The sequence below is a fragment of the Actinophytocola sp. genome (assembly GCF_036378875.1).
Classification (GTDB): Bacteria; Actinomycetota; Actinomycetes; order Mycobacteriales; family Pseudonocardiaceae; genus Actinophytocola.
The window spans coordinates 1-17,938 of sequence record NZ_DASUVO010000127.1 but is presented as its reverse complement, the minus strand read 5'-3'; the positions used below and the strand labels follow the sequence as shown (position 1 = coordinate 17,938).

Below are 17,938 nucleotides of genomic sequence, written 5' to 3'. Positions count from 1 at the left end.
GTGGTTTTTCCTTGTGGTTGTCAGGAACGGTGGATGGCGATGTCGCCGAAGGAGGTGTGGGCGCGGGCCTTGATCGTGTTCGTCGCGGCATCGGGCGCCACGGCTTCGTCCATGTCGTTGCGGACCCGGCCGAACTTCGTGTTCACGTCGAGCCAGGCCGCGGTGCCCTGGCGGATGCCGATCTCGAGGTCGCCCATGGCGGTCTCGAGGGTGAGCGCGCCGCGGACGGCGTCGAGGACGCGAACCGAACCGTTCGCGGTCTTGGCGTCGACCTCGTCCTCGGCGTGCTCGACGGTGATGTCGCCGTTGGCCGCGCGGGTACGCAGTGAGCCGCCCACCGAGCCGATCGTGGTGGAGCCGTTGGAGTTCTTGACGACCCCCGTGCCCGCGATCTCGCCGACCTGTATCCGCCCCGAGCCGGTGGTGATCTCGACGTTGCCCTCGACCCGGTCGACGGCGATGTTGCCCGCTCCGGTGGTCAGGTGAAGCTCGCCGGTGTGGTCGAGCTGGACGTGCCCGACGCCGCACTTGTACCGGCATTCACCGAGCCTGCCGTCACTGCGGAGGTCACCCATGTGGGTGCTGCCGTGCACCCGCGAGCCCGAGGGCAACTCGACGGTCACGTCGATCGACCGCGACTTGTTGGTGATGTCGAACGGGTTGGCCCTCGGCGCCTTGACCGTCAGGGTGCCGGCGGAGTACTCGACGACGGTCTGCCGCGCGGCCTTGACGTCGGAGGCGTCGGACTCGTCGGTCGGCCGGACGTCCACGACCGTGTCGGTGCGTTCGCTCGCGATGACGCGGACGTTGCCGACGACGGGTTCGATGTTCGCCACGATCGGTTCGGGCGTGTCGAAAGAAGGCATGGCTGTCCCCTCGAATGTGGTGTGTTTCGGGTTTGCGCTGGTTAGCTGACCCAGCCGGTGTAGCGCTGCGAGGCCCTGCGCCCGTCACCCGCCGCCGAGGACGGGCCAGACCGCGCCGCGGGCCGCAGCGCGGTGGACGCGGCACGCACGAGCCAGGCGTTGACCGACCGTCCCTCCTCGGTGGCGGCTTCCTCGATGCGTGCCTTGAGGTGCTCGGACAGCCGGAGGTTGATGCGGACCATGGTGCCGTCGTCGTCCTGCACCGGCTCGGGCTCCGGCGTGCTGGGCCTGGACTCGATCACGGCCGGCGCCTCGACGACGGGCGGCGTGACGGCGAAGGTCGCCTCGCCAGTGCGCAGGCGAACCTCGACCGACCCGGGCGCGAGGTCTCGCGTGATCTCCTCCGTCGCGGCCGCCAGGGCGTCCAACAACGTGAGGCGAATGGCCGACACCAGGGGAGCGGTCAGGCGTTCGGCGAGCGCCCGCGCCTCCTCGCCACCAGCCTCAGCCGCGACAGCCAGCTCCCGGCGAACGTTGTCCACGAATGGTGTCAAATCCATGACGCCATGTTGGCACAAGAGTGGTGCCATGGCAAGCGTGGATGGCGTCAACAGGCGCTTGAGCGGCGCCGCTCAACGCTGTGAAGTGCGGAAACCACGCGTGTGTCGGTATGGCACCACCATTGGTGCCATAAAGATTCATGTCGGGAAACGGGTGATGTTGGGTAGAGTTCCACGCATCGGTGCTGGCACGTTGGCTGGGGGCCACTGTGGGTTCAGTGTGGAGAGCACGCGTCCTTGTCGGGTTGGCCCTGGTGTCGGTCGCGTTCGGTGTGACCGTCTCCCCGTCCGCGCTGGCCGCGCCGGACAACTCACCGCCGGCGATCGACCCGGCCAGCCGGACCAACGGCGGCTTTCCGTGCGCGGAGTCCGCGCCCTACCCGGCCCTCGGTTCCTTTGTCGACCTGCTGCAGGCGCGAGCCACTGACGCCGACCCGGACGACAGATGGCGCATGCGGTACGAGTTCGCCGTGTGGCCGGCGGAGGACCCGGCGACCCGGACTGTGCTGACGACCAACGGCAACACGGAATCGTTCAGCAGGGTGCGGGTGCCGGCCGGCGTGCTGGTGGACGGGCGCACTCTCTCCTGGCAGGTCCGCGTGAGCGACGGGGTGGGCGCCTCGTCGTGGTCCGGTGCCTGCTCATTCGTCGTCGACCAGACCGACCCGCAGGCTGCCCTGGTGTCGTCGACGAACTACCCGCCGGCCAATGTGGGCCAGGGACCGCTCGGCGAACCCGGCGTGTTCACCTTCACCGCCACCGACCTGGACACGATCGGCTTCGAGTACGCGTGGGAGTCGCTCCCTTCGCCGACCTGTGACTACGGCTCGGGTGGGCAGCTGATCTGTGCTGACCCGTTCACCAAGCCGAACACGGTGCGCGCCGACGCTCCGGGTGGCACGGCCACGGTGACCCTGAACGCGCCTCGGGAGTGGCGGAACCGTTTGCTGGTCCGGTCGATCGACCAGGCGGGCCTGCGCTCGGCCACGACCACCTACGAGATCGCCCCGGCGTTCGGCGGCCACCCGTCCGTGACCGTGGTCGGCCCGGCGCCGGAGTGGAACCAGCCGGTCACTCTGCGCTTCGCCCCCTATCCGGGCATCACCGGCACGGTGGACTACACCTACTGGTTCGGTGACGAGCAGCGGACCATCCTCGCCGAAGCGGACGGCACCGCGACCATCACGTTCGTGGCGAGCGACGTCGACGGGGCCAGCGTCAGGGTCCGCAGCCTGTCGGCCAACGGCTGGGTTTCGCCCGAGGCGTCCTGGTCGGTGCACTTCGACCGGGGGCCCGGCGTGCAGTCTGACATCTATGTGGACAACGGCCAGCCGGTCGGCGGCGTCGGCGTGACCGGCACCTTCACCTTCTCCCCGCCGGCCGGCTGGACCGAGGTGAGCGGCTACCAGTACTCCTTCGACTTCTTCGGCGAACCGACGTTCGTCGCGCCGGGTCCTGACGGCCGCGCCACGATCTCCTGGGCACCCGACGTGAGTGGCGGCACCTATCTCCAGGTCTTCGCGGTGGGACCGGACGGCTCGCAGAGTGAGTCGAACTACCACTCGTTCCAGGTCGCCTGACCTACGTCAGGCCGGCTCGCACCGCCGCCGCGTGGCCGCCCACGATGGGTAGTTCGATCAGGGACCGCCGGGGTGCGACGGTGATCGTGGCGCGGTTCTGGTCGGCCTGGCTGCCGTAGTCGCGGTAGCTGCCGACGATGATCACGCCGATGCGGTGACCGGCGGGAAAGACGTAGTCCTCGGGCAGCAACGGGAAACCGACCTGGTACTGCCTCCCCGGCACCAGGGGAGTCGGGCGGTTGTAGTCGCTGATGTTCAGGCCGTCGACGATGCCCTTCGTCACCACTTCGCGGTCGGTGACGGCGACGCGCTTGAACACCTCGCGGTAGCAGGCGTCCTCGGCGAAGCCGCCCCACACGGCCGTTGAGCCCCAACAGGTTTCCTGCGTGCCGGTGCCCACGCCGTCACCGGTGCGCTGGATCCGTTCCGCCTGCCCGTAGTCGACGAGGATCGCACCGAAGTTCGTGTCGACGTCGTTGACCGACGCCCGCAGGTGGACGGTCGGGGTGCCGGAAATGTGCAGGGGAGCGGTCAGTGGCGCGGAGACGTAGGCCAACCGGTTCGGCTGGACCACCAGCTCGTTGCCGATCATCGTGGTTTCCCGCTGAAGCGGGTCGTCCTGGAAACTCAGTGCGGGGGCGGGCGGGTTGGGCTTCACCGACAGTGTTCCCGAGGGGGCGAGCCACACGTCCACCGGGCGCGAGCCGCGAACCGGCCAGTTCGTGGCGGTTTCCCAGACGTCCGGCGCCCGCTCGACGTCGACCAGCGGCTCGCGCATGATGCCGTTGGCGACGCCGTGGAGCCAGAAGTCGAACCACCTGTGAATCTCCTCGACCCACGCCCCGCGCCGGAAGTCGAACGGGTCCACGTGGCCGGTCTGGGCCAGCCACAGCTTGCGCGGCACGTCGTTCTCGGCCAGCCCGGACCACCACTTACTGAAGTGGTCCGGGCGGACGTTCTCGTCGTTCAGGCCGTGGACGACGAAGACGCTCGCCCTGACCCGGTCCACGTCGCGGTTGTAGTCGCGGACGTGCCAGAACTCGGTGTAGTCCCCGGACTCGTCGCCGTCGTTGGCCGACAATCGGTCGCGGACCGGCGCGCAGTGGTCCCTGCGGTCAGGGTCGGTGACGGTGTTGGCCAGCGAGGCGAGATAGTTGTTGCCGCGCTGGACCACCCCGTTGCTTCTGGTGTAGTCGTAGTAGCTGGAGATCGCGGTGATCGGGACGATGGTCGTCAGCCCGTCCACACCGGACACCGCGGTGCCGTTGGCGAGGGTGCCGTCGTAGGACTTGCCGATCAGCCCGGTCCTGCCGTTGTGCCAGTCGGCCACCACCTCGGCGCCGGTCGCGTCCCGTGCGGTGGCGCGGCCGTTGAGCCAGTCGATCACGACCTTGGGGGACAGGTTGTCCGACTCCTCGTGGATCGTGGGGCAGCCGGACGACCTGTTCGTCCCAATCATGTCCATGAGCAGAACCGCGTAGCCGCGGGGGACGAAGTAGTTGTCGTAGAACAGCGGCCACCGGTCCAGCAGGCCGTCACCGTCCACATCGGTCTTGAGCTCGGCCTCGTTGCCGCGGCCCAGGGTGGAGAAGTAGGGGCTCGGGTCCATGATGACCGGGACATCGAGGCCGTGGTCGCTCGCGGCCGGCCGCATGATGTCCACGGCGATGACGTCCAGCGTGCCGTCCACATCGGAGTCGTACGGCGAGCCGACGAAGACGCGCTCCCTGATCGCGTCGTCGTAACCGAAGACCGGCTGTGTCACACCGTTCGAGACCACGATGCCGGGCGCCTCGGCATCGGCGGTCCCGCCGATGCCGATGGTCGCGACAAGGGACAGGGCCGCGCACCACACGACGTTCCTCACGTCGATCTCCTGTCTTCAGGCCACCAGGAACTGCCGGATCTGTTCGTCCAGTTCGGTCGTCCCGCCCGGCCAGCCACGCACCAGCCGGCCGCCCTTGCTGATCAGCGCGACGAGCGGGGGTTCGTCGACGCGGTAACGCCGCCAGACCTCACCCGTGGGGTCGAGGCCGACGGGATAGTCGATGTCGTGCTCGCGCCCGTACTCGGCGGCGTCCGCGCTGCCGGACTCCTGGCCGACACCGACGAACAGCACCGTGTCGCGGTACTCCTCCGACAGGGCCGTGATGTCGTCCTGCTGACGTGCGCACAGCTCGCACCATGACTCGAAGAACACGAGCACCACGGGACGGGTCTTCCACTGCTCGGCGAGGTCCAGTGTGGAGCCGTCCAGCAGTTCCAGTTCGAATGCGGGCGCCGGTGGAGCGGTCGACGGTGGGGTGACGTACGTCGTGTCGGCCGAACATCCGGCCAGGGCAAGCAACAGAGCGAGAAGCGCATGCCTCACGAGACCGTCACCTCACCGTTGGGCTCGATCGGAACGCCATCGTGGCGGTCGATGACGAGCTCGTGGCCGTCCGGTTTCGTGAGCCCGTCGACGTGCAACGTCATCACGCACATCGTCGGCTGGCGCAGACCCTCCCGGAACTCCACGTCCATCATCTTCTCCGCGGTCCCGTTCGGCAGTTCGCCACGGAACACCTCGACACCGTCCCGGTCCTGGACGACGTAACCGGCGTCGGCGTGCGCGTACCGGAACGGACCCGCGCCGTTGCACGGATCCCCGAGTCGGCGCAGGTTTCCGTCCAGTACGAGCAGCCGCAACGTGCTGCTGTCGGAGGCGTCACCCGCGCAGCCGGCGAGAAGGAGCGCGAGTGCCAGGAACCCGGCTGCCCTCATCGGCGGGTCGTGTCACGGATGTCGACGGTGCACGTGAGAGAGCGGGTCACGCGGGGGTCGCTTTCGGACTTGGCGGTCAGCGTGACGGTGGTGCTCCGCGCGGAACCAGCCGCACGCGAGACATAGACCGGGACGGCGACGGTGCCCCCGGCCCTGGCCGTGGTCAGTGCGTTGTCCAGTTGGGCGGTCCAACCCCTGCCGCGCGAGGATACCGAGAGCCGGTAGACGTCGTTGTTCAGTTCCTCGGAGGCGTTGGCCTGACCGGTGTTGGTGAGCGGGAAGGAGCACTTCGCGGCCTGGCCCGGCTGGAGACCGCTGACCTCCGGCCGACCCAACCGGACGCCGCGTCGCTGCGGGCCGGAGCCGTCGAGTGAACGCACCGCGACGGTGTAGGACAGGACGCCGTCACCGTCACGCTGGATGCCGATGACGTAGAAGTGCAGGCGGTTCGCCTCGTCGACCCATTCGTACGCCGAGCCGGAGTTCAGGCCGGCGTGGAAGGCCGCGTCGTTGAGCTGGCGGTGGTCGGCGATGGAGGCCATGACCGGAGTACCGTCCGGCCGGTAGAAGTCGACCAGCCCGATGTCTCCCGGGTTGGCGTCGATGACCCAGTTGAAGCAGTTGTAGCCACAGGTGTTGCTCTCGGTGGTCTTGTTCTTGGCGATGATGACGCCGCTGTCCGGGGTGAAGGAGTCGAACCCCATCCGGTCGACGACCTCGACCGTGTAGTGGTCCCAACCGGTGTGCCGTGGCAGAACGGGTTGGTGTTGATGTCGCAGTTCGGTGTGCGGTCCGGTCGTCCCGGGCCGTCGAGGCGGACCTTGATGCCGGATGTCCCGCCCATGCCGGGATCGACGGCGCGTGCGGTGACGGTGTCGACGACGATGCCGGTGGTGGCAAGGGCTTCGCGGCTGATGTCGAGCACGTTGTCCGCCGGCAGGATGCCGGCGTGGAGCCGGTTGCGCAGCATCAGGCCCGCCGGTGACCAGCCACCCATGTTCGGTGGGATGACCCAGCGCATGTGGTGGCCGCCAGGACCGTTGAACGAGCCGCGGTCCATCATGTCCCACGGCGCGGAGCCCACCCGGTGGAACGGGCTTGGCGGGTTCTGGCGATCGGAGAACGGATTGTTGTTGTTGTCGCCGATACTGAAGAAGTAGTGGCCCATCTCGTGGGTGATGGTCCCCGAGCTCTCGGCCTGGCGGATGGACGACAGGCCCCACTGCTGGGCGGCGGCACGCCAGGACGTCCACTCGACGTACCGGGTCGGTGCCCAGTTCGGCAGCTCGTTGTTCGGGTCCACCGACGCGGGCGGACCCCACTCGTCGGGGATGTCCTCCTTGTTGGTGAACATCATCTCGCCGAACTCCTGCCAGATGCTGGTCTCGTCGTAACCCGCGTAGACACGCAGGATCACGTCGTAGCCGCAGCGGCTGTCCGGGCACGGCACGCCCTGCTCGGCGAGATCGGCCTTCCACGCCGTGTCGGCGTCGCGGTCGAGGTTTCCGTTGCAGGTGAAGCCTTTCGGGCAGACCGCGGTCTGGCCCCATTCGTTCAGGCCGTACTCGAACAGGTTGCGGGGAAGCTGGTAGGCGCCGAAGACGTCCATCTGCCCGACGCCGAGCTGGCCGCGGCTCTGCTCCATCCAGTACTCGTGGATGGTGCGGCCGTGGTTGTACTCGTTCGGGATCATGTAGTAGTCGTGGTAGAACCGCGGCACGCCCGCCCGAGGGATCGGGTCGATCTGCGGGTTCCCGAACAGGTCACTTTCCTTCGGCTGCGTGATCACGAAGGGCTGGTCGGGGAAGTCGACGGCGACCAGGGCGATCCGCAGTCCCCGCTCGCTCGGCGCGGCGTTCGGGTCGTTCCACCTCGTACCCGGGATGTCGGTCCAGTCCGCCCACGTCATGTCGTACTGGTTCTGCCAGCGCTGGGGATCGATCGGACTGACCTCGAAGGCATTCGGGCTCGCATGGGCCGTCGGTCCGACGACGAGCGCGGACACGGCGACCACGGCGAGAACGCCTGGTAACCGCCTCGGAGCACCCTTCCCGGTCAGCCTCATCGCACGCACGCTCCTTCGGGGCTCGCCGATGGTCGGTCACATGTAAAATACGACATGGCACTGTTTCGGTCCATGGGCAGCGGAACGGCTAGGATGGTCCACGTTGGACTTGCCACGAAAGACGTAGGACCCCTCGATGGCTGAACCGCGGCATTTGGCGCTACCGTCGTTCGCTCGTTGGACGAGCGTGCGGGAAGAGGTCGCCAACGCGTTGCGTGGCGCCATCATCTCCGGCGAGATGAGGCCCGGCGAGCTGTACTCGGCATCGAGCCTGGCCGAGCGGTTCGGTGTCTCCGCCACCCCCGTGCGCGAGGCGATGCTCGACCTGGCCAAGCAAGGGCTGGTCGAGGCGGTCCGCAACAGGGGCTTCAAGGTCACCGAGATCTCCGAGGCCGACCTCGACCAGATCACCCAGATCCGCCAGCTGCTCGAGCCGACCGCCGCCGCCGACGCGCTACCCCGCATCGCCGCCGACGAGCTGGCCACCCTGCGCGAGTTGGCCGCGGCCATCGTCGACGCCGCCGCCGAGGGAGACCTCGTCAGCTACATCGGCGCCGACCACGAGTTCCACCTCCGGTTGCTCTCGGCGGCCGGGAACACCCGTCTGGTGCGGATCGTCGACGATCTCCGTGCGCAGACCCGCCTCTACGGACTGTCCGCCCTCGTCGCCTCCGGCCGTCTCGCCGACAGCGCCCAGGAACACGTCGAGATGTGCGACCTGATCGCCTCGGGCGACGCGAAGAAGCTGAAGAAGCTGATGAGCACCCATCTCGGCCACACGCGCCGCGAGTGGGCGGGCCGCCCCACGGAGTGATCCACTCCGAGCACGATCCTTGACGCCTGATTTCGGGGATCAGTAATATTGCACACCTTACATGTCATCTGGCACCCACGATGGGGGAGCACTGGATGAACAAGGATCTCTCCCGGCGCCAAGTCCTGCAGATGGGTGCGCTGGCCGCCGCGGCTCCGGCAGCTCTGCCGTTGATGCCCGGCCGGGCTCACGCGGTCACGCAGCCGGGTCCGGCTGTGTCGAACGGCCTCCCCAGCCCGCGTAGTTGGCGTGTGCGGCCGTTCGACCTGACTCAGGTGACGCTCGGCGACAGCGTGTTCCGGGAGAAGCGGGACCGCCTGCTCCACTTCGCCCGCGAGTACGGGCCGAGCGTCGTGGGCGGCGTTCGTGACGACCGGCGTGGCCCAGACCGAATGCTGCGCAGCTTCCGGGTCAACGCAGGGCTCGACCACAAGGGCGTCAGCCCGATCGGCAGCTGGGAGACGCCGGACGGGAACCTGCGTGGCCACTACACCGGCCACTTCCTGACGCTGCTGGCACAGTCCTACGCGTCGACCGGCGAGCAGATCTTCAAGGACAAACTGGACTACATGGTCACCGCCCTTGGTGAATGCCAGGACGCGCTGGCCGCCGCGGCGAGCCGGCCGACACCCCGGGTGCCCGGCAGGTCGGGTACCGCGATACGACTGACCGGCACCCCGAACGGACACATCACCGGCGACGCGGACCGCATCGCCGTGCCCGCTGGCGTGACGGACGGGTTGACCGACTTCACCGTCGCCACGTGGGTCAACCTGGCGGTCCGGGACGCGGACGCGCGAATCTTCGACTTCGCCCTGCCGGGTGACAGCGCCGCCGACCCGCAGGTCCGGATGTACCTGTCCGCGCACACATCGACCGGCGGCCCACGGTTCGCGATCAACAACGGCGGTGGCGAACAGCGGATCGACGCCGCTACCCAGTTGGTCGCCGGCACATGGGCGCACGTCGCCATCACCAAGGCAGGCAACGCCGGCACTCTCTACATCGACGGGGTGGCCGCCGGCACCGGCACGATCGATCTCGGCCCGGCGGACCTCGGCGCCACCGCCAACTGGATCGGCCGGGCCCAGTTCCCGCAGACCAACATCAAGTTCCTGAACGCGACGATCGACGAGTTCCAGGTCTTCGACCGCGCACTCACCGGCGCCGAGGTGGCGGCCGTCGCACAGAGCCCCGACGCCGCGGGCACCGCGGATCTCGTCGCGTGGTACCGGTTCGACGAAGCACCCGGGAAGTCCATCGTGGACTCGTCAGGTCGTGGCAACGACGCCGAGTTCTTCGGCGCCACCGACGGTCGGCGACACCCGGGGTTTCTCTCGGCGTACACCGAGGCCCAGTTCATCAGGCTGGAGGAGTTCACGAACTACAGCGCCGCCGGTATCTGGGCGCCGTACTACACCCTGCACAAGATCACGCGCGGACTGCTCGACGCGTACCACCTGGCCGGCAGCGCACGCGCACTGGAGATCGCGCGCAGGATCGGTGACTGGGTGCACAGCCGTTTGTCCACAGTGGAGCGGGACCGGTTGAACCGGATGTGGTCGCTGCACATCGCCGGCGAGTACGGCGGGATGAACGAGGTCATGGCCCACCTCGCGGCCATCGAGGACGATCCGGCCCGCAAGGCGAACTACCTCGCGACCGCCCTGTGCTTCGACAACCGCCGCACCGTGTTCCCGGCCGCCGTGGAGAACCGCGACGTGCTGCGCGGGATACACGTCAACCAGCACGTGCCGCAGTTCCTCGGCTACCTGCGTGTCTACGAGCAGAACCCGGCCAGCCGCGAGCATTTCACCGCCGCGGAGAACTTCTGGCACATGGTCGTGCCGCACCGCATGTTCAGCCACGGCTCGGCCGGCGGCCAGTACGCGGCGGGCGACGGCTACCCCCAGAACACCAACGCCGAGCTGTTCCAGCCGCGCGACGACATCGCAGGCTCGCTGACCTACCAGATGCGGCCGGAGACCGACTCCGGCAGCGGCGGCGGCGAGACCTGCTCCACCTACAACCTCCTCAAGCTGACCAGGAACCTGTTCTTCCATGACCCCGACCCGGCGTACATGGACTACTACGAACGCGGTCTCCTGAACCACATCCTCGGTTCCCGGCGTGACGCGGACAGCGCGACCGAGCCGATGGTGACCTACTTCCTGCCGGCGCACCCGGGCGCCACGAGAGGGTTCGGCAACCTCGGCACCTGTTGCGGTGGCACGGGTCTGGAGAACCACACCAAGTACCAGGACTCGATCTACTTCCGTTCCTCGGACGGCACGGCGCTGTACGTCAACCTCTACATCGCCTCGACGCTGCGCTGGGACGGTTTCACGGTCACGCAGGAGACGGACTTCCCGCGCGAGCAGAAGAGCACGCTGACGGTCGACGGGCACGGCCGGCGAGAGATCAGGATCCGCGTGCCGTCCTGGGCCGGGGAAGCCTTCCAGATCAAGGTCAACGGCCTCCCGGTGGCCGGGCAGGCAGTGCCGGGCACGTACTTCAGCCTGCGCAGGAAGTGGCAGCCGGGCGACCGTATCGAGATCGCGATGCCGTTCAGCCTGCGGGTCGAACGCGCGCCCGACGATCCGGCGGCCCAGAGCCTGTTCTACGGCCCACTGGTGCTCCCGGCGTTGAACCCATCCCGGACCTGGCGCACCTTCTCGTTCTACCAACACCTCAAGCTCGACGGCGATCTCGGCGCGGCGGTCACCCCCTTGGCAGAGCCGAACTTCTTCAGCACACACGACCACACGCTGCGGCCGCTCTACATCGGCATCAACGACGCGCACCACGTGTACTTCAAGCGGGTGGAGCCCACCGTGGTGTTCGGCGCGGTCGACTCCGGTGTGTCGAACGAGACGGCGGACGACGAGGGGCTCTCGTTCCTCGACCGCGTCTGGGAGGCGGCCCCGTTCGCCAACCACGCCCGTTTCGTCCGCCGCGTCCGGGATGTGGCGGGGGATTGGCATGAAGCCGGCCGCTTCACCCGAGACGAACGCCGAGCCGTGATCGCCGCGGCCGTGCGCGCCGAGGACAGCCTGCGCCCGTGACAATCGAGGCCGACCTCCAGGCGCACGCGGTCGCCGGATCCTTGGTCGTCACCGTCAGTTGGTGGTCCTGGCAGACGACCTCGTCGCCGGTCACGAGCAGGGCGACATTTCCGCGCCGGGCAGGACGTTTGGTGTGGCCGGCCGTTGGCGAGTAGGACGGGTCGCACAGACCGGCGGGCACGGCGGGGAACGAGAAGCGTCCGTCAGCGTCGGTGACCGTCAACAGTGGAACCTGACCGGAGTGGTTTCGGGCCCGGCTCGAGGGTGAGTGCTGTCGCGGGGCGATCGAACCTGCCGTTCCCACAGACCGTGAACCGTTCGCTCGCCACGTTGGTCGCGCCGGTCACGGTGGTGATGTCGGGGCCACCACCGCGTACTTCGCGCTGGGGGTGCGTGCCTCGCAGAGCACCGCCGCGACGCCGACGTTGGTCGTCGAGTCCGGCGAGGGCGGTGGTGATCATGTTGTCGTTGCCGAAGGGGTCCGGCCCGCAGGTCACCACGACCCGCTCGGCGGGCAGTCGCCCGATGTTCGTCACCGTCACGGTCGCGCCGGGCTCAGTAGCCGCGGCGGGCGTGTGACGGGGCCGTGCCGTAGCGGGCGCGGAAGGCTCTGGTGAAGTGTGCCTGGTCGGTGAATCCCCAACGCGACGCCAGAGTGGCGATGCTTCGGTTCCTCAGTAGAGGGTCGGTCAGGTCGCGGTGGACCGCCTCGAGCCGCTGGGTGCGGATGTAGTCGGTGACGGTGCACGGCTCGTGCTCGAAGAGCCGGTGCAGCGTTCGGCCCGCCATGTGATGTGCGGCGGCGACCCGCGCGTGGGACAGGTCCGGGTCGGCCAGGTGTGTGCGGACATAGGCGAGGATCTGCAGCCTGAGTGCGTCGGCGGCCTCGTCGGCACAGGAAGTCGCCGAGGTCTCGCTCAGCGTGCCGGCGATCAGGTGCAGTCCCGCCTCGCCGAGTCGGCTCGCGGCGGTGGCGGGTATCGATCCCTGCCGGCGCACCGCCGACCGGACGAAGTCGGCCAGTACCGCGCCCGGTCCGTCCGCCAGTTGGTAGGCGTGCGCCATCGACGCGGTGATGAGGTGTTCGGGCAGCCCGAGCGCGTTGCGTGGGAAGGCCAGGACCGCGCAGCTCCACTGCCGCTCCAGGCGTAGGTCGTACGGGCGACCCGTGTCGTAGATGGCCATCTGTCCGGGTTCCAGCACGACCTCGCGGCCGTCCTGGTGGACCGTCGCCCGGCCGCGGACCTGCACGCAGATCTTGTACGGGTCGCCCGGCGCGGCGCGCACCGCGGCTCTGGTGCGCCGCACGACCTGCGGCGTACCGTCCACTTGGAACGTCACGAGCTGGCCGAGTCGTAGGCCGGAGAGGGCCCCGTCGGGCTGGTGCTCGTCGAGTGGTTCCGGGATGAGCTGGCTGAACGCGTCGGCCAACTCGACGCGCCAGCGTTCCGTGCGCTCCAACAGTTGAGGCGTCATTGCCCCTCCAGGCGCCGTCTGGCAAGAACCGTGGCACGGAAAGTCAACAACATCTCTGCCGGTCAGGCAAGAGTATGTAGCACGTGACGGGAGGTTGACATGTCCACTCACTACGACTATGTGGTCATCGGCGCCGGTTCGGCCGGCTGCGTGGTCGCGGCCCGGCTGTCCGAGGACCCCGATGTCCAGGTCCTGCTGCTCGAGTCCGGTCCGCCCGACGAGCGGCCGGAGATCGCGGTGCCGCCAGCCTGGCCGGGACTGTGGGGGACCGAGGTCGACTACTCGTACGACACGGTCCCGCAGGCGGGCACCGGCGACCTCGTCCACAACTGGCCGCGCGGGCACACGCTCGGCGGGTCGAGCAGCATCAACGCGATGGTGTACCTGCGTGGACACCGGGACGACTTCGACCACTGGGCGAAAACCGGTGCCCCCGGCTGGGAGTACGAGTCCGTCCTGCCGTACTTCCGTCGCATGGAGACGGTCAGCGGAAAGGACCCGCACTACAGAGGCACCGGCGGACCGATGTTCCCCGCGCAGGCCGCCGCGCCGAACCCGCTGTCCCAGGTGTTCCTCGACGCGGCCGCGGCGGCGGGCTATCCGCTGACCGACGACTTCAACGGCGCCGACGCGGAGGGCGCCGGCTGGCACGACCTGTCGATCTCCGGTGGACAGCGGCAGAGCACGGCCGCCGCCTACCTGCGGCCGGTCCGTGACAGCCGGCAGAACCTGACGATCGCGACGAACTCACGGGCCCTCCGGCTGCTGTTCGACGGCGACCGCTGCACGGGTGTGGAGTTCGATCAGGCCGGCACGCTCGTCACCGCGTACGCCGACGCCGAGGTGATCGTGAGCGCGGGTGCCGTGGACTCGCCGCGGCTGTTGCTGCTGTCCGGCGTCGGCCCGGCCGCCGAACTGGCGCAGGTGGGCGTCGGAGTCGTGCACGACCTGCCCGGCGTTGGGCGCAACCTGCACGACCACCCGCTGTGCGGGGTGGTGTTCGAGGCGAGCCAGCCGATCCCGCCGGGGGTCAACAACCTGGCCGAGACGTCGATGCTGTGGCGCAGCGACAGCGCGTTGGCCGGGCCGGACATGCAGCTGATGTTCATCCACGTGCCGTTCCACCCGCCGCACCTCGTGGCGCCGGAGAACAGCTTCACGATCGGCGTGGCCACGGTGCCGCAGGCACGCGGCTCGATCCGCCTCGCCAGCGCCGACCCGAGCGCCCCGCCGCTGATCGACCCGAACTACCTCGGCACGGAGTCCGACATCCGGCGGATGGTGCACGGCATCGAGGTCGCCAGGGACATCGCGGGGACCGAGCCGTTCGCGCCGTGGCTCGCCCGCGAGGTGCTGCCAGGGCCGGACGCCACCGACGAGGCCGCACTGCGGGCGTTCCTGGCCCGGGGCACCGGCACCTACTACCACCCGGTCGGCAGCTGCGCGATGGGCACCGGTCCGGACGCGGTCGTCGACCCCGACCTGAAGGTGCACGGCCTGACCGGCCTACGCGTGGCGGACGCCTCGGTCATGCCCAGGATCGTGTGCGTCAACACCAACGCCGCCACCATCATGATCGGCGAGAAGGCCGCCGACCTGATCCGCCAGTAGTCGACGAAGGAAAGGGAGGAACATGGCAGAGCTTCTGGCCGGCGGCGAGTGGACCGGCCGCGTCTACAGTGGAGGCTGGATCGGCGCGCGCGGCGGGGTGATCGACAGCGTCGAGCCGGCGACCGGCGCGGTGCTCGCCCAGGTCGGCCTGGCCGACGCAGAGGACGTCGCCGCCGCGACCGCACGCGCCGCCGCGGCACAGCCGGTGTGGGCCGAGACGATCGGCCCGACCCGTGCCGCGGTGATCCGCAAGGCGGCGGCCGTGCTGTCCGACAACCGCGCGGAGTTCGAGCGGTGGCTCATCCGGGAGGGCGGCGCGGTGCCCGGCAAGGCCGCGTTCGAGGTCGACCTCGCGCTCGGCGAGCTGTGGGAGGCGGCGGCGTTGCCCACGCAGCCGTACGGGCACCTGCTGCCGGTGAGCGAGCCCGGCCGGGAGAGCGTGGCCAGGCGGGTTCCGCTCGGGGTGGTCGGCGTGATCAGCCCGTGGAACTTCCCGCTGATCCTCTCGATGCGAGCCGTCGCTCCGGCGCTCGCGCTCGGCAACGCGGTCGTGCTCAAGCCGGACGTGCAGACCGCGGTGTCCGGCGGCGTGCTGGTTGCCCGGCTGTTCGAGGAGGCCGGCCTGCCAGAGGGGCTGCTGCACGTGCTGCCCGGCGACGCCTCGCCCGGCGAGGCCCTGGTTCGGGATCCTCACGTGTCCATGATCTCGTTCACCGGTTCGACCGCGGTGGGCCGCGAGGTCGGGGCCACGGCCGGTCGCACGCTCAAGCGTGTGTCGCTGGAACTGGGCGGCAACAACGCGCTGATCGTCCTTGACGACGCCGACCTGGAGGTCGCCAGCTCGGCAGGCGCGTGGGGCGCGTTCCTGCACCAGGGGCAGGTGTGCATGACCGCCGGGCGGCACATCGTGCTCGAGAGCGTCGCCGACGAGTACCTCGACCGGCTCGCCAAACGGGCGTCCATGCTCCCGGTCGGCGACCCGAACACCGAGCAGGTCGCGCTCGGGCCGCTGATCAACGAACGCCAGCTGTCCAACGTGGACCGCATTGTGACCGAGACCGTCGCGGCCGGTGCCGAGGTACGCGCCGGTGGGACCTACGAGCGGCTGTTCTACCAGCCGACCGTGCTCGCCGGCGTCACCTCCTCGATGCCCGCGTTCCGGGAGGAGATCTTCGGCCCGGTCGCCCCCGTGGTCGTCGTCCGGGACGCGGACGAGGCGGTCGCCGTCGCCAACGAGACGGAGTACGGCCTGGTCGCCGCCGTGCAGACGGGTTCGGTGGAGCGGGGCCGCGACCTCGCACGCCGGCTACGCACGGGCATCGTGCACGTGAACGACCAGACGCTGAACAACGACGCGTACGCGCCGTTCGGCGGCACGGGCGCCTCCGGCAACGGCAGCCGCTTCGGCTCACAGAGCAGCTGGGACGAGTTCACCCAGTGGCAGTGGGTCACCTACCGGGAGCAGGCACACGCGTTCCCCTTCTGATGGTTGAACTTCCGCGGGCCGGGCGCAGCACGCCCGGCCCGCGGTCGTCTGTTCGGCTCATCTGACACTCCACAACATATTGACGATCCTCCTCTTTCGTGTAGACAATTGGAGGAGCACGGCTCACCCACCACCGAGGAGGACTCATGGCCGTCACGATGGACGTCGGGCCTGAGGTGAGCGCGGCGGTGTCCTTCGACGCGCATCCGGACACCTATCGGCACTGGCGGTTGCGGGTCGACGGCGAGATCGCGTGGCTCGTGCTGGATGTCGCCGAGGACGGTGGGCTGGTCCCGGGGTACGAGCTGAAGCTGAACTCGTACGACCTCGGTGTCGACATCGAGCTGTACGACGCCACGCAGCGGCTGCGCTTCGAGCACCCCGGCGTTCGCGCGGTGGTCGTGACCAGCGGCAAGGAGCGGGTGTTCTGCGCTGGCGCGAACATTCGCATGCTGGCCGCCTCGGCGCACGAGTGGAAGGTGAACTTCTGCAAGTTCACCAACGAGACCCGCAACGGCATGGAGGACGCCACCGTCCACTCCGGCCAGACCTACCTCGCGGCGGTGAACGGCTCCTGCGCGGGTGGTGGGTACGAGCTGGCGCTGGCCTGTGACCACATCGTCCTGGTGGACGACAACTCGTCGGCCGTGTCGCTGCCCGAGGTGCCGCTGCTCGGGGTGCTGCCCGGCACCGGTGGGCTCACCCGTGTGGTCGACAAGCGGCGCGTGCGCAAGGATCTGGCGGACGTCTTCGCCACGCGGTCCGACGGGGTGAAGGGTCGCACCGCGGTCGAGTGGCGGCTGGTCGACGAGCTGGCGCCCCCGCGGCGGTTCGAGGAAACGGTCACCGAGCGCGCGAACGAGCTGGCGAAGCGGTCGCACCGGCCGGGGAACGTCGAGGGGGTCGAGCTGACCCCGCTGCGTCGCGACCGGTACGTCACCACGGCCATCGACCGGGACGCCGGCACGGTCACCATCACGGTCCACGTGCCCGACACGGTGGGGAGCCTTGACGAGGGCGCGGAGTTCTGGCCGCTGGCCATGACCCGTGAGCTGGACGACCTGATCCTCCGCCTGCGTACCAACGAGACCGAGCTGGGCACGTGGCTCATCCGGACCGAAGGCAGCCCCGAGGCCGTGGTCGCCTACGAGCGCCTGCTGCGCGAGGACCACTGGTTGGCCAACGAGATCACGCACTACTACAAGCGCACACTGAAGCGGCTGGACGTGACCAGCCGCAGTCTGATCGCGCTCATCGAGCCGGGTTCGTGCTTCGCCGGGATGCTGGCCGAGTTGGCGTTCGCGTGTGACCGGCAGTACCTGCTCGACGACCAGGAGGCCGGTGAGGCGGGCACGGTCATGCTGACCGAGGCCAACTTCGGTTCGTTCCCCATGGGCAACGGTCTGTCCCGCCTGGAGTCCCGCTTTTACGGGGCGACCGAACACCTGGAATGGTTGCGGGACAAGGAACTCGACCGGGTGCTCGGGCCGGCCGAGGCGAAGGAGCTCGGTCTCGTCACCGATGTGCTCGACGACATCGACTGGGACGACGAGATCCGCATCGTCGTCGAGGGCCGCACGGCGTTGTCGCCGGACGCGTGTACCGGCATGGAGGCCAACCACCGTTTCGTGGGGCCGGAAACCATCGAGACC

At 69.0% G+C, this 17,938-nt stretch carries 14 protein-coding genes and 1 pseudogene; 6 read left to right on the top strand and 9 right to left on the bottom strand.

The features are described 5' to 3' along the window. Positions 1–20: 20 nt before the first annotated feature. Both VF106_RS36055 and VF106_RS36050 read right to left on the bottom strand, forming a co-directional pair. Positions 21–866: a DUF4097 family beta strand repeat-containing protein gene (locus tag VF106_RS36055; protein ID WP_330844430.1), complete on the bottom strand. Its 846-nt coding sequence runs from the start codon at positions 864–866 to the stop codon at positions 21–23. Positions 867–907: 41 nt separating this feature from the next. Beyond that, the gene (locus tag VF106_RS36050) at positions 908–1,426 is read right to left on the bottom strand and encodes a toxin-antitoxin system HicB family antitoxin (protein ID WP_330844429.1); all 519 of its coding nucleotides are present in this window, start codon (positions 1,424–1,426) and stop codon (positions 908–910) included. Between the two features lie 218 nt (positions 1,427–1,644). On the opposite strand from VF106_RS36050, the gene VF106_RS36045 reads away from it, so the two are divergent. Further along, positions 1,645–3,006: a hypothetical protein gene (locus VF106_RS36045; RefSeq protein ID WP_330844428.1), complete on the top strand. Its 1,362-nt coding sequence runs from the start codon at positions 1,645–1,647 to the stop codon at positions 3,004–3,006. A 1-nt stretch (position 3,007) separates the two neighbouring features. Here VF106_RS36045 and VF106_RS36040 read toward each other — a convergent pair whose 3' ends face one another. From VF106_RS36040 to VF106_RS51215, 5 genes and pseudogenes are all read right to left on the bottom strand, one after another. After that, complete coding sequence (locus VF106_RS36040; RefSeq protein ID WP_330844427.1) at positions 3,008–4,873, bottom strand: CocE/NonD family hydrolase; 1,866 nt, start codon at positions 4,871–4,873, stop codon at positions 3,008–3,010. Between the two features lie 15 nt (positions 4,874–4,888). After that, positions 4,889–5,377, bottom strand: a complete 489-nt coding sequence (locus VF106_RS36035; protein ID WP_330844426.1) for a TlpA family protein disulfide reductase — start codon at positions 5,375–5,377, stop codon at positions 4,889–4,891. After that, complete coding sequence (locus tag VF106_RS36030; protein ID WP_330844425.1) at positions 5,374–5,769, bottom strand: hypothetical protein; 396 nt, start codon at positions 5,767–5,769, stop codon at positions 5,374–5,376. Before VF106_RS36030 ends, VF106_RS36035 begins: the two co-directional genes overlap by 4 nt. Then, positions 5,766–6,473 carry a hypothetical protein gene (locus VF106_RS36025; RefSeq protein ID WP_524535866.1) on the bottom strand — a complete coding sequence of 236 codons (708 nt, stop codon included), beginning with the start codon at positions 6,471–6,473 and terminating at the stop codon, positions 5,766–5,768. The genes VF106_RS36030 and VF106_RS36025 overlap by 4 nt, the downstream gene beginning before the upstream one ends. A gap of 59 nt (positions 6,474–6,532) precedes the next feature. Beyond that, positions 6,533–6,739 (bottom strand): annotated as a pseudogene (locus tag VF106_RS51215) (M6 family metalloprotease domain-containing protein); the annotation flags it as partial. A gap of 1,231 nt (positions 6,740–7,970) precedes the next feature. Here VF106_RS51215 and VF106_RS36015 point away from each other — a divergent pair. Together VF106_RS36015 and VF106_RS36010 are read left to right on the top strand one after the other, a co-directional pair. Further along, positions 7,971–8,648 (top strand): GntR family transcriptional regulator, encoded by a 678-nt coding sequence (locus VF106_RS36015; protein ID WP_330844422.1) that lies wholly within the window; start codon positions 7,971–7,973, stop codon positions 8,646–8,648. A gap of 95 nt (positions 8,649–8,743) precedes the next feature. Continuing rightward, positions 8,744–11,713: a beta-L-arabinofuranosidase domain-containing protein gene (locus VF106_RS36010; protein WP_330844421.1), complete on the top strand. Its 2,970-nt coding sequence runs from the start codon at positions 8,744–8,746 to the stop codon at positions 11,711–11,713. Between the two features lie 203 nt (positions 11,714–11,916). Here VF106_RS36010 and VF106_RS36005 read toward each other — a convergent pair whose 3' ends face one another. Continuing rightward, entirely contained in the window at positions 11,917–12,255 is a 339-nt protein-coding gene (locus VF106_RS36005; RefSeq protein WP_330844420.1) for a hypothetical protein, read from the bottom strand. Between the two features lie 13 nt (positions 12,256–12,268). Beyond that, entirely contained in the window at positions 12,269–13,189 is a 921-nt protein-coding gene (locus VF106_RS36000) for an AraC-like ligand-binding domain-containing protein (protein ID WP_330844419.1), read from the bottom strand. 99 nt (positions 13,190–13,288) lie between these two features. Between VF106_RS36000 and VF106_RS35995 the strand changes: the two genes are divergently transcribed. The 3 genes from VF106_RS35995 to boxC all read left to right on the top strand — a co-directional run. Beyond that, complete coding sequence (locus VF106_RS35995; RefSeq protein ID WP_330844418.1) at positions 13,289–14,800, top strand: GMC family oxidoreductase; 1,512 nt, start codon at positions 13,289–13,291, stop codon at positions 14,798–14,800. A 22-nt stretch (positions 14,801–14,822) separates the two neighbouring features. Beyond that, positions 14,823–16,286, top strand: a complete 1,464-nt coding sequence (locus VF106_RS35990) for a benzaldehyde dehydrogenase (protein ID WP_330844417.1) — start codon at positions 14,823–14,825, stop codon at positions 16,284–16,286. Between the two features lie 146 nt (positions 16,287–16,432). After that, the coding region (boxC, locus tag VF106_RS35985) for a 2,3-epoxybenzoyl-CoA dihydrolase (RefSeq protein ID WP_330844416.1) at positions 16,433–17,938 on the top strand (1,506 nt) is incomplete at its 3' end.